This window comes from Sedimentibacter hydroxybenzoicus DSM 7310 (genome assembly GCF_013403245.1).
Lineage (GTDB): Bacteria > Bacillota > Clostridia > Tissierellales > Sedimentibacteraceae > Sedimentibacter > Sedimentibacter hydroxybenzoicus.
Genome location: NZ_JACBNQ010000013.1, coordinates 13,105 through 28,743 on the forward strand (window position 1 = coordinate 13,105; position 15,639 = coordinate 28,743).

Below are 15,639 nucleotides of genomic sequence, written 5' to 3' on the forward strand. Positions count from 1 at the left end.
TTCAATGAAAGGTGAGGTAATGTATTATTATATTAAACATTTTAATCCAAATGGAGATAGAAACGTTATTGAAAGATATTTTATTGATTATATTATACCTTACATTAAATCTAATGGATATAATATAAGTTTATGTAAATCATTTTTTGGACTTAGCAATGAAGAATATTCTTTGATTGTTGAAATGGAAGATATAAAATCCTTGGAAACATTTTATAAGTTATCCAAAAATGATGATTGTGAACGTTTGTTAAACTTCACAGACAAATTTACAAGAGATTCTTCTGCTTTTGTCTTTGAGGATATTGAAAATGATAAGTGGCATATAAAAAATGATAAGTTCTATCATATGGAATGTTTTAATTTATTGGTAGATAGAGGAAAATTTGAAAAGTTCTTTTTAGATGAAGCATTTGGGCATTTAAGAGATAAAGGATTCTGCATAAAAGTATTAAGACCTATTTTTGGTAAAAGCATATCGGAATATTTATTCATAACTGAAGTAGAGAAATTAGGAGATATAGATAATTGGGAAAATAGGACTTCATCTGATAAAGAAGGTAAGTATATAATGGATAAGTTAGTTTCCTATGTCGATATACCAAGAGCTAAAGTAATTAGATGTATTATATAATCAAGAAATTGCTTTGCTTATGTTTTTAAAGCAGTTGTGAAGAACAAGTCTGGAAAGCGATATAAATTCACATCCCAGACTTGTTTAATTTGATTAATAGGTTGAGGATTATATGCATTGCTAAATATATAAGATAACAATTTAATATTGATGCAAAAATTTATCATAGAAATCGCTTGCAATAAATAAGTTATTATGTTAAAATAATAAAAAGCGGAACGACGTTCCGTTGTACGGAATAATAAATTTGAAAGAAGGTGTCTATTTGATTAAAAATTCAATTATAGAAAATACTGATGATAAATCTAGTATAAGATCCATTGAGAGAGCATTTATAATAATGGAAGCTTTAGCTACAAATGGTGGTGAAGCAAAAGGAATCACAGAGTTATCAAATATTACAAAGCTATCAAAAACAACTGTTCATAGAATTATTAGTACATTGTGCAAAGCAGAATATGTTCAGAAAGAAATATCAAGTGATAAGTATTGTTTAGGACTAAGATTATCTTATTTAGGTAGTGCTGCTTTAGGCAGAGTAAAACTTATTGAAGTGGCAAAGAATGACTTAATAAATTTGGCTGATGCTACAAATATGACAGTTCACTTAGCTGTTATATTAGATCATCAAATTGTATATGTTGATAAAGCTAATAGTAATTTAAGTATTCAAACAGCTTCAAGAATAGGACAACGTTCATATTTACACAGTACAGGATTAGGAAAAGCAATATGTGCATATTTGCCGGAAGAGGAAGTAGTGAATCATTTAAAGATTATGGGCATGCCACAACAAACAAAAAATACAATAACTAATATAGACGACTTTTTTATGGAGCTTCATAAAATTAGAGAACTGGGTGTTTCAATTGATAATGAGGAAAATGAAAAATATATTAAATGTGTAGCGGCGCCTATATATGACATAAGCGGTAACATTATTGCCGCTATAAGTGCTTCGGGATTAGTGGTTCATTTTTCAGAAGATAATATAAAAGACTTAGCTTCAATAGTCAAAACAACGGCAAATCGTATCTCCCATAATATGGGATATCAAGGAGTTTAATTATACGTGACTGTTATTACAATTAAAGGAGCTATGCTATGAAAAAGGAAATAAGTAAAGATAATTTATGCAATTCTGTTTTTTGTTTACAACCGAGCAGACCGATTCTTTGCACTACTAAAAATGAGGATTTGTCCGATCATGTAGCACCATTTAGCTGGTGTGTACCTTTATCAACAGATCCTCCTATGTTAACATTATCATTATTAAATGCACCAAGAAAAAGCCATAGCTTATGTAATATAGAAAGAACCGGAGAGTTTGTTATTAATCTTCCGGATATGAACTTAATTGATGATATTGTATTGGCGTCTTATCATACAAAAAATGGTGAGAATAAATTTGATAGGTCTGAATTCACAAAAATAAAGTCGAAATTTGTAGAATCTGTTTATATAAAGGAATGCCGTTCACATTTAGAGTGCAAGGTAGAGAGTATTATATATCCTGGTGACCATGCTTTGATAATAGCCAATATTGTTAATGCCGTATATGATGATAATGCTTTTTCAGATAACATGTTAATTAATTTGCAAAATTTCAAACCTGTTATTCATGTACATAATTATATGTTAAAGAATAAGAATTCTCAAATTCATGTGTTCCTAAATCCACAAGGTCAAATAATTAATGAGGTAATGTACCCAGAAAAAATAGAATAAATGTATGTAGGAGGAAATATGGAATCTTTTTTAAACAGTAGAGCTATTGCATTAAAACAAGGTGGTATAAGGGGATTCTTTGATAAGGCAAAGAATTATTCGAATGTAATTAACTTAGGTATAGGGGAACCGGATATTGATACACCTAAGGAAATAATTGATTGTGCCTATAATGCAATGCTGGAGGGAAAGACCCATTATACACAAAATGCGGGTGATTTAGACGTTCGTGAGGCTGTTGCAGACTACGTTAGAAGCTATGGAATTGAATCAAACCCAAGTAATGAAATAATATTAACATGTGGTGGAATGGGGGCTGTTGCTATGGCAATTCTGGCTATAGTAAGTGAGGGTGATGAAGTAATTATTCAAGATCCGCAATGGCTTAATTATTGTTCTCAAGTTAGATTTGCTGGAGGAGTGCCTGTTCAGGTGCCCGTTAGAGAAGAAGACAATTTTATTTTTGAAGCAGAAAATTTAGAGAAATATATCACTGACAAGACTAAAGTGCTTATGATTAATTCTCCTAATAATCCAACTGGTGCAGTAATGTCTAAAGATGATATGGAGAAGATCTCCAAATTAGCCGTAAAACACAATTTATTTGTTATTTCAGATGAAGTGTATTGTGAATTGCTATATGATGGTAATAAACATAAATCTATTGCATCGTTACCGGGTATGAAGGAAAGGACATTGATTGTAAACAGTTTATCAAAAACCTTTGCTATGACTGGTTGGAGAATCGGATTTGCAATAGGACCGAAGGAAATTATTGCAAAGCTTATAGTTCTGCAGGAAAATTTGGTTGCTTGTGCACCGGCACCTGCTCAAAGAGCCGCTAAATATGCTCTTAGCACTATGTGTGAAGTTAAAAGTATGGTAAACATGTATGAAAAAAGGCGTAATATTATAGTAGATGGGTTAAATAGTATTGAAGGCATTTCTTGCTTAAAGCCATTAGGTGCATTTTATGCATTTGTAAATATAAAAGGATTAGGCAAGACATCACTAGAATTTGCTGAAGGATTATTAGAGCAAGAACAAGTTGTAGTAATACCAGGCTCTGCATTTGGACCTAGCGGTGAAGGTTTTGTAAGAGTAGCATACTCAAATTCAGAAGAAAACCTAATAATTGCTTTAGAAAAAATCAGAAATTATGTAAGTAAATTAAAAAACTAATATTAATGAAAAAGATTACAAAATAATTGGGAGGAAGTTTTATGTCTAAAATAATATTTAAAAGAGAGGATATCAAACCTTTTTTAGAGGGTCTTACAATTTATGGTACCGGTGGCGGTGGAGAACCGGAGTGGGGTAAAGTAATTCTTGAAAATGATTTGGATCGCGGAAGAGTATATGAAATCGTTAATCCGGAAGATATTGAAGATGACGCATTTATTTGTAGTGGAGGAATAATGGGATCTGTAAAGTCCCTTGATGATTTGTCATTTGTAGATACAACATTAGGTTGGGAAAAGGACTTCCCGTTAGTAAATGCTATTAGGGCTATGGAAAAAATTAAGGGAAGAAAAGTAGATTATCTTATTCCATTTGAGGTTGGAGCATTAAATACTCCGGTTATTATGTCAGCAGCTGCAAGACTTGGGATACCTATGATTAATGGGGATGCATGTGGTAGAAGTTGTCCTGAGACGCAGATGGCATCTTTTATAGGGCATGGAATAGATCTTTACCCAATGCCTTTGTTAGATAGCTATGGAAATACAACCATTGTAATGAAAGGAAACACTCCTACATATGCAGATGAAGTAGGAAGATTTATTGTTGTAAAGGGTGGCGGATTTGGTGCAAATGCACATTATCCAATGTCAGGTGCAGAGTTAAAACGTTCTTGTGTACCATATACAGTAACTAGAGCAATTGAATTTGGTAAGGTTATTGAAAACGCTAATATAAAAGGTGAAAACCCGGTAGAGGCATTTAGAAAGACCGTAGATGGCAAATTACTATTTGAAGGCGTAATTAGCCATTTAGAAGGAGAGGACAGAGGTGGTTTCTACCTTACAAACCTTACAATGGATGGAAAGGGTCAATTTTCCGGGAAAAAATTAAAAATGGTTGTAAAGAATGAATCTATGGCAGTTTGGATTGATGATAAGTTAGCCATTATGTTCCCTGATTGTGCATTTATGTTAGACACAGAAACGGGATATGGTATTCCCAGTATAGACCATAAAGTAGGACTTGCTATGTCAATAGTATGTACACCATGCCATGAAAGAATTCGAGAATGTATGGAAACTGAAATAGGTAAAATTGCATATGGTGCTGCAAGATATGGATATAGCGAATTAGAATACATTCCTTTTGAAAATCTATAACAACTAAAAATGCTAGACTTAATAGAAAGGATGTGGTCAACATTAATCAAAATGTTATTGAGGTAAAGGACATTGGCAAAGAATTTAATGGTGTATGGGTTTTAAATAATATTGATTTCGATTTAAAACGCGGAGAAATACATGCATTAGTTGGGGAAAACGGAGCAGGTAAATCGACCTTTATTAAGATTTTATCAGGAGTCCATTGTCAATCCTCGGGAAATATTTTTATAAATGGAAAACCAATAAAATTTACTTGTGTTGAACATAGTGAAAGTAGTGGAATACGTACAGTTCATCAAGAAATAAACTTAGTCCCTTATTTCAAGGTTTATGAAAATATGTTTGTTGGATCAGAACTTGAAAAGTCTGTTGGGGGTTTAAAGATAATTGATAGTAAAGAAATGAAGAAATGTGCTGTTGAGGTTTTAAATCGTCTGGGTGTAGAACTTGATATTGATAAAACAACATCAGAAATAAATACAGCAATGAAGAAAATTGTTGAAATATGCAAGGTCTTAGTTTATAAGCCTGATATTATCATATTTGACGAGCCTACTACAGCTTTGGGTCAGGAAGAAAGAAAAAGCTTGTTAAACACAATTACAACGTTAAAGGAACAAGGGATTTCTATAATTTATGTTTCTCACAATCTCGAAGAAATAAAAGAAATTGCAGATAGAGTTACAGTTTTCCGTGATGGAAAAAAGGTGGCACTTTTAGAAAAGGAAGAAATAACTATTGATAGTATTATTTCAAATATGTTGGGAGAAAAAACATATAACAGTTATATAAGAGAAAAGTCTTGTGCACAAGAAGAAGAAATACTGAGGTTTGAAGATGTTTCTACTGACTTACTAAAGCATGTAAACTTCAGTGTAAAAAAGGGCGAAATGCTAGGCATAGCAGGTGTTGTTGGTGCCGGCAAAACAGAAATAGCAAAAGCAATATTTGGTCTGGATAAAGTTAAATCCGGTTCAATAGTAGTGAATGGTAATAAAATAACGCCAACTCCGGATAATGCAATCAAAAATAAAATTGCTTTAGTACCTGAAGAAAGACAGCTGCAGGGGATTATTCCCAACTTTTCAGTATCAAAAAATGTTACTTTAACCTATTTAGAAAAATGGTCAAATAACGGAGTGCTTAATTCAAAAAGTGAATATAATTCTGCTGTAAAATATATAGACAAGCTATCAATAAAAACTCAAGGTCCCGAACAAATGATAAAGTACTTAAGTGGGGGTAACCAGCAGAAGGTAATTTTATCAAGATGGTTAGTTGGCGATTTTGAAATCGGCGTTTTTGATGAACCAACAAAAGGAATAGATATAAAAGCTAAAGAAGATATTTATATATTAATGGACGAGCTTTCCCAACAGGGAAAATCTATAATTATAATGTCATCATATTTGCCTGAATTGATTTACAATTGTGATCGTATCATTGTATTGAAAGATGGCGAAATAGTTGGTGAATTTACAACAAATCAAGATAACCTTGAAGAAAAAATCTGCAAGGTAATGTTGGGAGGATGCTAGGATGATTAAAGGTGATAAAATACAGTCGCGTGATTGGTTACACTTTTCAAAGAAGTATGGTACAGCCTTGTTTGGGCTTGTTGTATTTGTGTTTTTTTCAGTATTTGCTAATAATTTTTTTACAATAAATAATCAGCTAATGTTACTCAGACAAATGAGTATGCTGACAGTTGTTGCTCTTGGTTTTACTTTTGTTATGGCAGCCGGAGGCTTTGATATGTCTTTAGGAAATGCGGCGGGATTAATCAATATAACATTCGGTGCCATACTGATTGCTACAAATAATTTTATGCTATCGCTTATAGGTGCATTAACAGTAGGAGTTTTATTAGGCTTAACTAATGGTTTGTTAGTAGCTATTATTGGATTACCTGATTTTATTGCTACATTTGCAGTGGGTACTATTACGGTTGGATTAAAGATGCTTATAACTAAAGGCAATCCCATGTCGTTTCCTCAAGATGTGAGTAAAGCAGCTTTATTTGTTGGACAAGGTAAAATAGGCAGCATTCCGTTCCCTGTAATTTTAATGCTGATATTGGTTGTTTTAGTTGCATTTGTATTAGAGAAAACTCGTTTAGGAAGACGTATATATGCAATTGGAGGTAACAAAGTAGCAAGTCAATATGGTGGAATTAATGTAAAAAAATATAGACTTTATACATTTATATTTTCAGGAGTATTTTTAGCAATCGCATCGGTTATGTTGACATCTAGATTAGGATCTGCTCAGCCATTAGCAGGTGAAGACTTTATGTTAGATACTATCGCCGCAGTATTTTTAAGTACTACTATGTTTGGAGAGGGAGAACCAAAGGCTATAGGTACATTTATTGGTGCATTTATTATATGTATGCTTACTAATGGATTAACAATGCTTAATATTGAATATTACTTCCAATATATAACAAAGGGGCTGGTAGTAATTCTATCTGTTTTAACTTCGGTTTACTTAGGTGGAAAACTTAAGAAATCTTAATTAACATAGAAAAATAAATTAATTAAAAGTAGGTGGCGGTTATGATAAAAGTATTAGGTTTTTGTGCAAGCCCGCGTATGGGAAACAGCTTATATTTACTAAATAAAGCAATGGATGAAATTAAAATACATGCAGGTAATTTGGGTGAAGAGGTTTCAGTAGAAATTTGTTCAGTACGTGGGAAAAAGTTAAGTGGTTGTGTAATGTGTCAAGGTTGTATGAAGGATGGCATTTGTATTATTAAGGATGACTTTAAGGAAATGCAGGACATGTGGTTAAATGCTGATGTAATTATATATTCAGTGCCCGTTTATCATATGGGAATGCCGGCTCAAATGAAAGCATTCATTGATAGATTAGGTAACAGTATGTTTGGTAGATATAAGGAAATATTTCCAAATATGACTACAGCACCTAAACCGCTTAAAGTAGTTGGTTGTATAGCACAAGGTGTACATGCCTTTTCGGGTCAAGAACACACCATTACGCAGGTTATAAATCATGCTATGATTTGTGGTTGTGTACCTGTGGCAGGAGATTTATGGGAATCTTATATAGGTGCCGGTGGGTGGACATCTAATGATGAAAACAGAAATGCTTTAGAAGAGCAATATGAAGACGGCACAGAGGATTCGCGTATAGTGGTTACATCGAGCCAATCTTTAGCAAGAAGAGCATTAGATATAGCTATATTGTTAAAAAACGGTGGAATTAATAGTCGAAAAGTGATTGATGATCCAGTGTATATAGCTTTTAGAGATAATTTACAATAGAACTGGATAACAGAAAGCAGATGATTATTAACCGTTAAAATAAAGTAAAAAAAGGAGAATATTATGTTAAAAAGAATTTTAAGTATTGCATTATGTATTATGTTAGTTTTTAGCATGGCTGGTTGTCAAAGTTCTAATGCTCCACAAGAAAACACTGATCAAAACTCATCAGAAAAGACATTTAAAGTAGGTATAAATAATTTTGGTCTGGCAAACTTTTTCGCTCGTGCAGGAAAAGCAGCATTAGAGGATGAACTGCAGAAATTAGGTTGTGAAGTACTTGCAACTGTTACTGGTGATGTTGCTGCTAGAAGTACGGCAATTGAAAACATGATTAGTCAGGGTTGTGATGCTATAATTATTGAAGAAGGCGATATAAATGAAGTAGCTCCGGTGTTGCGAGAAGCTAAAGAAAAAGGCATAATAATAGGCTCAATGGATGCGGGTAATGCAGATTTTGTTGATGTTTATGTATCCTCCGATAACACTAAGCTTGGTACCGAGGCAGCAGAACAAATGATGGCAGCTATTGGAGGGAAAGGTACCATTGTAGAAATTGTTAATGATGCCGGTAGTATGATAAGAATGAGAAAGGATGCAATGCATGCAGTTGTTGATAAGTATCCAGAAGCAGAAGTAAAATACAGCTTTGTATATGCTTGGCCTGATTTTTATCCAGATACTAAAAATAAGATGGAATCTCTCTTGCAAGCAAACTCTAATCCAGGTGACATAGCAGCTGTTTATGCTACATTTGATGGTGTCGGAGTAGCAGCGGCTGATGCAATACGTGAAGCTGGTTTACAAGATAGCATAGTTGTAGTAGGTATTGACGGTGACCCGGAGGCATACAAAGAAATGAGAAAGGCTGATAGTCCATTTATAGCAACTTTAGCGCAGGATCCAGATACAATAGCAAGAACATGTGTGCAATCAGTTATTGATTTATTAAATGGAAAAACTATTCCGGAGCAATCGATATTTATCCCGGGTATCTTAATTACAAAGGACAATATACCTGCAGAGTAATATAAAAATGATAATGCCATTATCTGTTGTGTTTGCAGGTAATGGCATGAAAATAAAAGTAAGGAGGTAAGCAGCAATGTTACCTAAAAATGGCGCAACAATTTTAAGAGTTAATTTAAGCACTAAAGAAATTGAAAAAAGAGAAATTACAGATCAGGAAGTACTTAAAAAAACCTTAGGTGGAAGAGGTTTGGCAACTTATATTTATATTAATGAATATGACCAAACATTACCGCCGGAAGATGAAAGCTCTCCAATTATGTTCGCAACCGGTTTGCTAACTAGCACTATGGTTCCTTGTTCCGGAAGAACATCAATAATATTTAAAAGTCCTGTTACAAAATCTTTCTTTAAAACAAATGTTGGTGGGCACTTTGGCGGTGGATTAAAATATGCAGGATATGATATTTTAATAGTAGAAGGAAAGTCTGAAACTCCTTGTTATATTTACATTAGAGATGATAAGGTAGAGATTTTGGATGCCAGCGATTTGTGGGGCATGGATAACAGAGAAATAAATGCAGAATTGCGTTCTAGATATAATGATGAAGAGCTTCAGCTTGCTAATATTGGTCCGGCAGGAGAAAACCAAGTTGCTTTTGCATCCATACATGCATCAATATATAATGCCGCGGCAAGAGGTGGTGGTGGTGCGGTTATGGGATCTAAAAACCTTAAATGTATAGCTGTTCACGGCACTAAATGTGTAGAAATAGCCAGACCTGAGGAATTTTATAATGCAGTTACAAGAATAAGTGCTAAGATGGATCAGGTTCCGGGAGTTAAGGGTCTTACAATGTATGGGACAAGTATAGGGATAGAGTCAACAAATGCTATAGGTGCATTTCCGGTAAAGAACTTTCAAGAAAACCAAATTGAAGGTGTTGAAACTTTAACTGGACAATACATAGTAGATAGTGGATTGTTAAAAAATAGGATTGGATGCTATACATGTCCTGTATCATGTCATAGATTCTGTACAATCGATGAGGGTAAGTATAAGGGCACATTTACAGGGGGACCTGAGTACGAAACATTATCTTCCTTTGGCGGAGGATGTGGAACCACAGATACTTATACTGTATTAAAGGCTAACGAGTATTGTAATATTTTGGGAATGGATGTTATATCTGCAGGGGCTATGATTCAATGGCTGATGGAATGTAAACAAAGAGGTGTGGTTACAGATGAGATAGCAGATGGACTGGATTTGAGCTGGGGAAATGGAGATACTATAGTTGAATTAACTAGAAGAATGGCGTATAGAGAAGGTGTAGGTGACCTGCTAGCTAATGGGGTTAAGGTCGCATCTGAAATTATTGGAAAAGATTCATACAAGTGGGCAATACAAGCAAAAGGATTAGAGCAATCAAGAGTAGAAACAAGAGCAGCTTTTGGATATGCTTTAGCGTTTGCTATAAATTCCCGTGGTCCTGACCATTTAAACACAGAGCCTTTAGCAGAGTTTGGTGGCGATGCTGTTGGAGTTGAAGTGATTAAAAAAATAACTGGTAGTGAGAAGTATGCATATCCACATACTACCGAAAAGAGACCTGAAATAATACGTTGGCATGAGGACATTTATGCAGCAGGTGATTCATTAGGAATATGCGCATTTCCTACTACTGCACAGTTTTGGATGGATGAAAGTGATTTAGCTGAGCTATTTAGCGCATCAACAGGAATTGATGTAACAGAAGAGGATATATTGGAAGGCGGAAGACGTACCATACTTATGGAGCGTATATGTGTTGGAATGATGGGCTTTGACAGAAATGATGATAAGCTGCCATGGAGATTAATGAATGAAAAACTTAAAGGTGCTAAACATGATAATGCAATAAATTCTCATGAAGATATTGAAATGATGAAAGATAGGTACTATGAATTGCATCAATGGGATGTAACAAGCGGACTTCCAACAAAAGAAATTATTAAAGATTCTAACCTCGAAGAATTTGTGGAAAAGTATTCAAAATATGTTCATATTAAGGAGGAGTATTAATATGAAAAAAATAATTGTTAATCCTAAGTTGTGCTCAGGCTGTAATACTTGTGTATTAAACTGCTCCTTTATGCATCATAAAGCATTTTCACATAAATTATCAAACATTAGAATTATTGGTAAGGAAGAAAGAGCAAGTTTCAAACCAACACTTTGTATTCAATGTGAGGAAAGAAACTGCGTTAAAGTGTGCCCTGTAGAAGCTATATCTATTAACGAAGAAACTGGTGCAGTTATTGTAAATAAAGATAAGTGTATTTTATGTGAGATGTGTATTGATGCATGTGAACATAATGCAATTCGTAATACTAACGATACCAATAATAACGAGTATATTGCCATATGTGATTTATGTAATGGTGATCCCCACTGTGTTAAATTCTGCAGACTCGGTGCATTAAAATATGAGTAATGGATGGATGATTTATGGCTAAAGTTAGATTTGTTTCACCCTATAATAAAATAACCGGTACTACATGGGACGAGATAGGCGGAAATACAATAGGCGAAGTGTGCCAAAATATAATTAAAAAATACGGTGAGGAATTAGCATTTTTGTTAGATAAAAATGGAGATCTTTCTAAAGAGGTAGTAATACTAGTTGATAGAAGAGGTGCTCTAACTTTAGATGGATTTAGTACCCCCGTAAAAGAAGATACAGAGGTAATAATTATGGAGTATTTAGGATGGGCATAATCGTAGACAATAGCAATATGGAAGAAAACTATATAAATAAATCTAAAATAATAATAGAGGGTAAGTATGTTTTGCGGATAAAAAATGTTCATGAGCTTTCTGAAATGCTGAACAAAAGCATTCGGCAAACGGAATTATATTTATTAGAGCAAAACATACTACCATACAGATATATTGGTACAGCAAGATTTATTGGACTCTCCGGCATAGAAAAGTTACTTAAATCCCGTGTTGCAATAATTGGATGTGGTGGCGTAGGTGGATATATTGGTGAATTATGTGCTAGATTAGGTGTTGGTGAAATACTGCTTTTTGATGGAGATGTGTTTGAAGAAAGTAACATAAACAGGCAAATAGGATGCCTCGAAAAAAATATTGGAAAGCATAAGGCCGAAATAATAGCTGATAGAATAAAGGATATCAACAGTGCTACTGAAGTTTCTTATAAAAATATATTCCTGCATAATGATCAATTTATTGAAGAGTTTTCTAACAGTGATATAGTAATTGATGCTGTTGATAATATCCAGGACCGCTTAGATATTGCCAAAGCTTGCATGGAATTAATGATTCCTTTTATTCACGGAAGTATAGGTAATAGTTCAGTCCATGTGGGAGTAGCAACACCTGATAATAATTTTCTAGAAGAAATTTACAGTCATAAACATACAAATAATATGTTGTTGGGAAATCCGGCACCCACTGCCATACTATGTGCGGCACTTCAGGTATGTGAATTAGTAAAAATTATTTGTGGGATTGGAGATGTTTTAAGCGGTAGTTTACTGCATTATAACTGGCTATCCAATGATTTAGTAACATTTGATATAACAAATAAATAATAAGGTGACTTGTATGAATAAATTACTTAAGAAGATGAATGAGGGTAATTGTGTTTATGGTCCTTTTATGAAAACTGGTGACCCTGCTTTTGTTGAGATTGTGGGACATTCAGGTTTCGATTTTGCCATATTAGACTTAGAACATGGACCTTCAAATGAATTAGCTTTGCAAAATCTAATTCGAGGGGCACAAATAGTAAACCTGTGCCCAATAGTCAGAGTTTCAAAGCTTGATGAAGTTTTAATTGGTAGAGCGTTAGATGTTGGTGCTCAAGGAGTTCAGGTACCTCAAATTACAAATTCTAAAGAAGCTGCAATTGCTGTTAAAGCTTCAAAATTCGCGCCTTTAGGTGAGCGTGGAGTTTGCCGTTTTGTTAGAGCATCTAACTACAGTTCAACAGATAGATTTAAATATTTATCAGAAGCAAATGATAATTTAGTTATATTACAGCTAGAAGGTCAAGAAGCTATTAATAATTTGGACGAGATATTAGATGTTAGCGGAATAGATGTAATATTTGTTGGACCATATGATTTATCTCAATCAATTGGAGTACCAGGTAATATTAATCATCCCCTAGTTGAAGAAAAAATGAAATACATAATTAAAAGGGCATCTGAGAAAGGAATTTTAACAGGTACATTTGTTGACGCTGTTGATGATGCAACTAAGTGGAAAAATATAGGGGTTTCTTATATATCTTATTCCGTGGATGTAGGAATATTTTATGAAACCTGTAAAAATATATTATTGATGATAAAGGAAGAATAAATATAATTGGAGATCTTTTATGAATAATCTTTTAGAACAAATTTACAAATTAGGTATTATTCCGGTAATAAAAATAGATGATGTTGAAAAAGCAGTACCATTAGCAAAATCACTTATAGATGGAAATCTATCATGTGCAGAAATCACTTTTCGTACATCACAAGGAGAAGAAGCAATACGAAGAATTTCAAAAGAGTTTTCACAAATGTTAGTTGGGGCAGGTACAGTCCTTACAGTAGAACAGGTTGATCGTGCAATTGATGCAGGTGCCAAATTTATTGTTAGTCCTGGTATTAATAAAAAAGTAGTTGAGCATTGTATAAATAATAATATTCTAATTATACCTGGATGCTCAAATCCTACTGATATAGAAATGGCATTAGAATTAGGTCTTGAAGTAGTTAAATTTTTTCCGGCAGAGCAAGCAGGAGGTTTAAATTATATTAAGGCTATTTCAGCGCCCTATACAAATATTAAATTTATGCCGACAGGTGGCATAAACATTTCTAATATCAATAACTACTTATCCTTTAATAAAGTAATCGCCTGTGGTGGCTCATGGATGGTAAAATCAGAGTTAATTAATGAAGGTAGCTTTAATGAAATAACAAACTTAGTAAAACAAGCAATTGCTACTATGCTAGGCTTTGAATTTGCTCATGTTGGCATTAATATGGAGAATGAAAAAGATGCTTTGCAAAGTGCAAGCTTATTGCAAAAAATGTTTAATTTCAATGTTAGAAATGGCAATAGTTCAGTATTTTCCAGTGAGTTTTTTGAGTTTACAAAAACTCCATACTTAGGTAAAAATGGACATATTGCAATTAGCACGAACAGTATAGAACGTGCGATATATTATTTAGAGTTAGAAGGATTTGAATTTAACTATAATGCATGTAAAAAGGATCCTTCGGGTAAATACGTATCAATTTATTTTAAAGATGAGATAGCAGGTTTTGCTGTTCATCTAGTTCAAAAAAAGAAATAGGAGAATAAGACAATGAGCAAGGTTATTACTTTTGGTGAAATAATGTTAAGATTAGCACCTTTTAATTACTATCGCTTTGTACAAGCTAACAGATTTGAGGCTACTTATGGTGGTGGGGAAGCAAATGTGGCTGTTTCATTAGCTACACTTGGTGTCGATGTAGGCTATGTTACAAAATTACCGAATAATGAAATAGGCCAGTCAGCTGTCAATTCATTAAGACAATATGGAGTTAACACTTCCTCTATTGTACGTGGTGGAAATCGTGTTGGCATATATTTTCTAGAAAAAGGTGCATCTCAGAGACCGTCTAAGGTCGTTTACGATCGTGCAGGTTCTGCCATAGCCACAGCTTTAAAGGAAGAATTTAATTGGAACGTCATATTTGAAGGTGTAGAATGGTTTCATTTTACTGGTATTACACCTGCCTTAGGTGATAATGTAGCCGATATTTGTTTAGAAGCATGTAAAATTGCTAAGGAAAAAAACATCACTATTAGTTGTGATTTAAACTATCGAAAGAATTTATGGAGCAAGAAAAAGGCTTGTGAGGTTATGTCAAAATTGATGCCTTATGTTGATGTTTGCATCGCAAATGAAGAGGATGCAGCGGATGTATTTGGAATAAAGGCACAAGGTTCAGATATAATTACAGGTAAAGTTAATCACGAAGGTTATAAAGAAGTAGCTAAGAAATTAGCTGATAAATTTGAATTAAAAAAAGTTGCAATAACTTTACGTGGTTCTATATCTGCAAGTGATAATAATTGGGCAGGTATCTTATATACAGATAACGAATTTTTCTTATCAAAAAATTATTTGATACATATTGTTGACCGTGTTGGAGGCGGAGACAGCTTTGGAGCCGGTTTGATTTATTCTTTCATAAATGGATTTGCTCCAGAAGATGCAATTGAGTTTGCAGTTGCTGCAAGCTGTTTAAAACAAACGATTGAGGGTGACTTTAATTTCGTTACTGTAGACGAAGTGAAAAAGTTAGCAAGTGGAGACGGTTCAGGAAGAGTACAAAGATAAATTTAATTAATGATTAACCATGGTCTATTCCTTTCAGGTTGTTACCGGGTCTCGCTGGAACCGTTGAATGACGGATAAAGCAATAATTTAAAAACACAAGTAACAAGAAATCTAAAAATATACTTAAAGGTATTTTGGGATTTCTTGTTCTTTTATTAACAAATAATAATTTAATTACCAATTATACGATGCAATTATTATCAGTATAATTGATTTTTATATAGAAATTTAGCTATTGATATTATATAATAAAAAAATAACAAAGAATATAA

The 15,639-nt window shown here is 33.6% G+C and carries 16 protein-coding genes; all 16 read left to right on the top strand.

All coding sequences use genetic code 11. The features are described 5' to 3' along the window. The first annotated feature begins 4 nt into the window (after positions 1–4). Positions 5–634: a hypothetical protein gene (locus HZF24_RS11490; protein WP_179238467.1), complete on the top strand. Its 630-nt coding sequence runs from the start codon at positions 5–7 to the stop codon at positions 632–634. Positions 635–899: 265 nt separating this feature from the next. Further along, complete coding sequence (locus HZF24_RS11495) at positions 900–1,700, top strand: IclR family transcriptional regulator (protein WP_179238468.1); 801 nt, start codon at positions 900–902, stop codon at positions 1,698–1,700. Between the two features lie 38 nt (positions 1,701–1,738). Beyond that, positions 1,739–2,362: a flavin reductase family protein gene (locus HZF24_RS11500; protein WP_179238469.1), complete on the top strand. Its 624-nt coding sequence runs from the start codon at positions 1,739–1,741 to the stop codon at positions 2,360–2,362. Between the two features lie 18 nt (positions 2,363–2,380). Continuing rightward, positions 2,381–3,544: a pyridoxal phosphate-dependent aminotransferase gene (locus HZF24_RS11505; protein WP_179238470.1), complete on the top strand. Its 1,164-nt coding sequence runs from the start codon at positions 2,381–2,383 to the stop codon at positions 3,542–3,544. Between the two features lie 41 nt (positions 3,545–3,585). Beyond that, complete coding sequence (locus HZF24_RS11510; RefSeq protein ID WP_179238471.1) at positions 3,586–4,707, top strand: DUF917 domain-containing protein; 1,122 nt, start codon at positions 3,586–3,588, stop codon at positions 4,705–4,707. A gap of 32 nt (positions 4,708–4,739) precedes the next feature. Further along, positions 4,740–6,248, top strand: coding sequence for a sugar ABC transporter ATP-binding protein (locus tag HZF24_RS19370; protein ID WP_179238472.1), 1,509 nt, complete (start codon positions 4,740–4,742; stop codon positions 6,246–6,248). A gap of 1 nt (position 6,249) precedes the next feature. Then, positions 6,250–7,227 carry an ABC transporter permease gene (locus HZF24_RS11520; RefSeq protein ID WP_179238473.1) on the top strand — a complete coding sequence of 326 codons (978 nt, stop codon included), beginning with the start codon at positions 6,250–6,252 and terminating at the stop codon, positions 7,225–7,227. 41 nt (positions 7,228–7,268) lie between these two features. After that, entirely contained in the window at positions 7,269–8,000 is a 732-nt protein-coding gene (locus tag HZF24_RS11525) for a flavodoxin family protein (RefSeq protein WP_179238474.1), read from the top strand. A 63-nt stretch (positions 8,001–8,063) separates the two neighbouring features. Beyond that, positions 8,064–9,029, top strand: coding sequence for a sugar ABC transporter substrate-binding protein (locus tag HZF24_RS11530; RefSeq protein ID WP_179238475.1), 966 nt, complete (start codon positions 8,064–8,066; stop codon positions 9,027–9,029). A 76-nt stretch (positions 9,030–9,105) separates the two neighbouring features. Continuing rightward, positions 9,106–11,034 (top strand): aldehyde ferredoxin oxidoreductase family protein, encoded by a 1,929-nt coding sequence (locus HZF24_RS11535; RefSeq protein WP_179238476.1) that lies wholly within the window; start codon positions 9,106–9,108, stop codon positions 11,032–11,034. 1 nt (position 11,035) lies between these two features. After that, positions 11,036–11,446, top strand: coding sequence for a 4Fe-4S dicluster domain-containing protein (locus HZF24_RS11540; protein WP_179238477.1), 411 nt, complete (start codon positions 11,036–11,038; stop codon positions 11,444–11,446). Positions 11,447–11,460: 14 nt separating this feature from the next. Continuing rightward, positions 11,461–11,730: a ubiquitin family protein gene (locus HZF24_RS11545; RefSeq protein ID WP_179238478.1), complete on the top strand. Its 270-nt coding sequence runs from the start codon at positions 11,461–11,463 to the stop codon at positions 11,728–11,730. Beyond that, entirely contained in the window at positions 11,721–12,572 is an 852-nt protein-coding gene (locus tag HZF24_RS11550) for a HesA/MoeB/ThiF family protein (RefSeq protein WP_179238479.1), read from the top strand. Before HZF24_RS11545 ends, HZF24_RS11550 begins: the two co-directional genes overlap by 10 nt. Positions 12,573–12,585: 13 nt before the next feature. Beyond that, a complete protein-coding gene (locus tag HZF24_RS11555; protein ID WP_179238480.1) occupies positions 12,586–13,344 on the top strand; it encodes an HpcH/HpaI aldolase family protein in 759 nt (252 codons plus the stop codon). A 19-nt stretch (positions 13,345–13,363) separates the two neighbouring features. Then, on the top strand, positions 13,364–14,332 hold the full coding sequence (locus tag HZF24_RS11560) for a bifunctional 4-hydroxy-2-oxoglutarate aldolase/2-dehydro-3-deoxy-phosphogluconate aldolase (RefSeq protein ID WP_179238481.1): 969 nt from the start codon (positions 13,364–13,366) through the stop codon (positions 14,330–14,332). 12 nt (positions 14,333–14,344) lie between these two features. Beyond that, complete coding sequence (locus HZF24_RS11565; protein WP_179238482.1) at positions 14,345–15,367, top strand: sugar kinase; 1,023 nt, start codon at positions 14,345–14,347, stop codon at positions 15,365–15,367. The last annotated feature ends 272 nt before the right edge of the window (positions 15,368–15,639 follow it).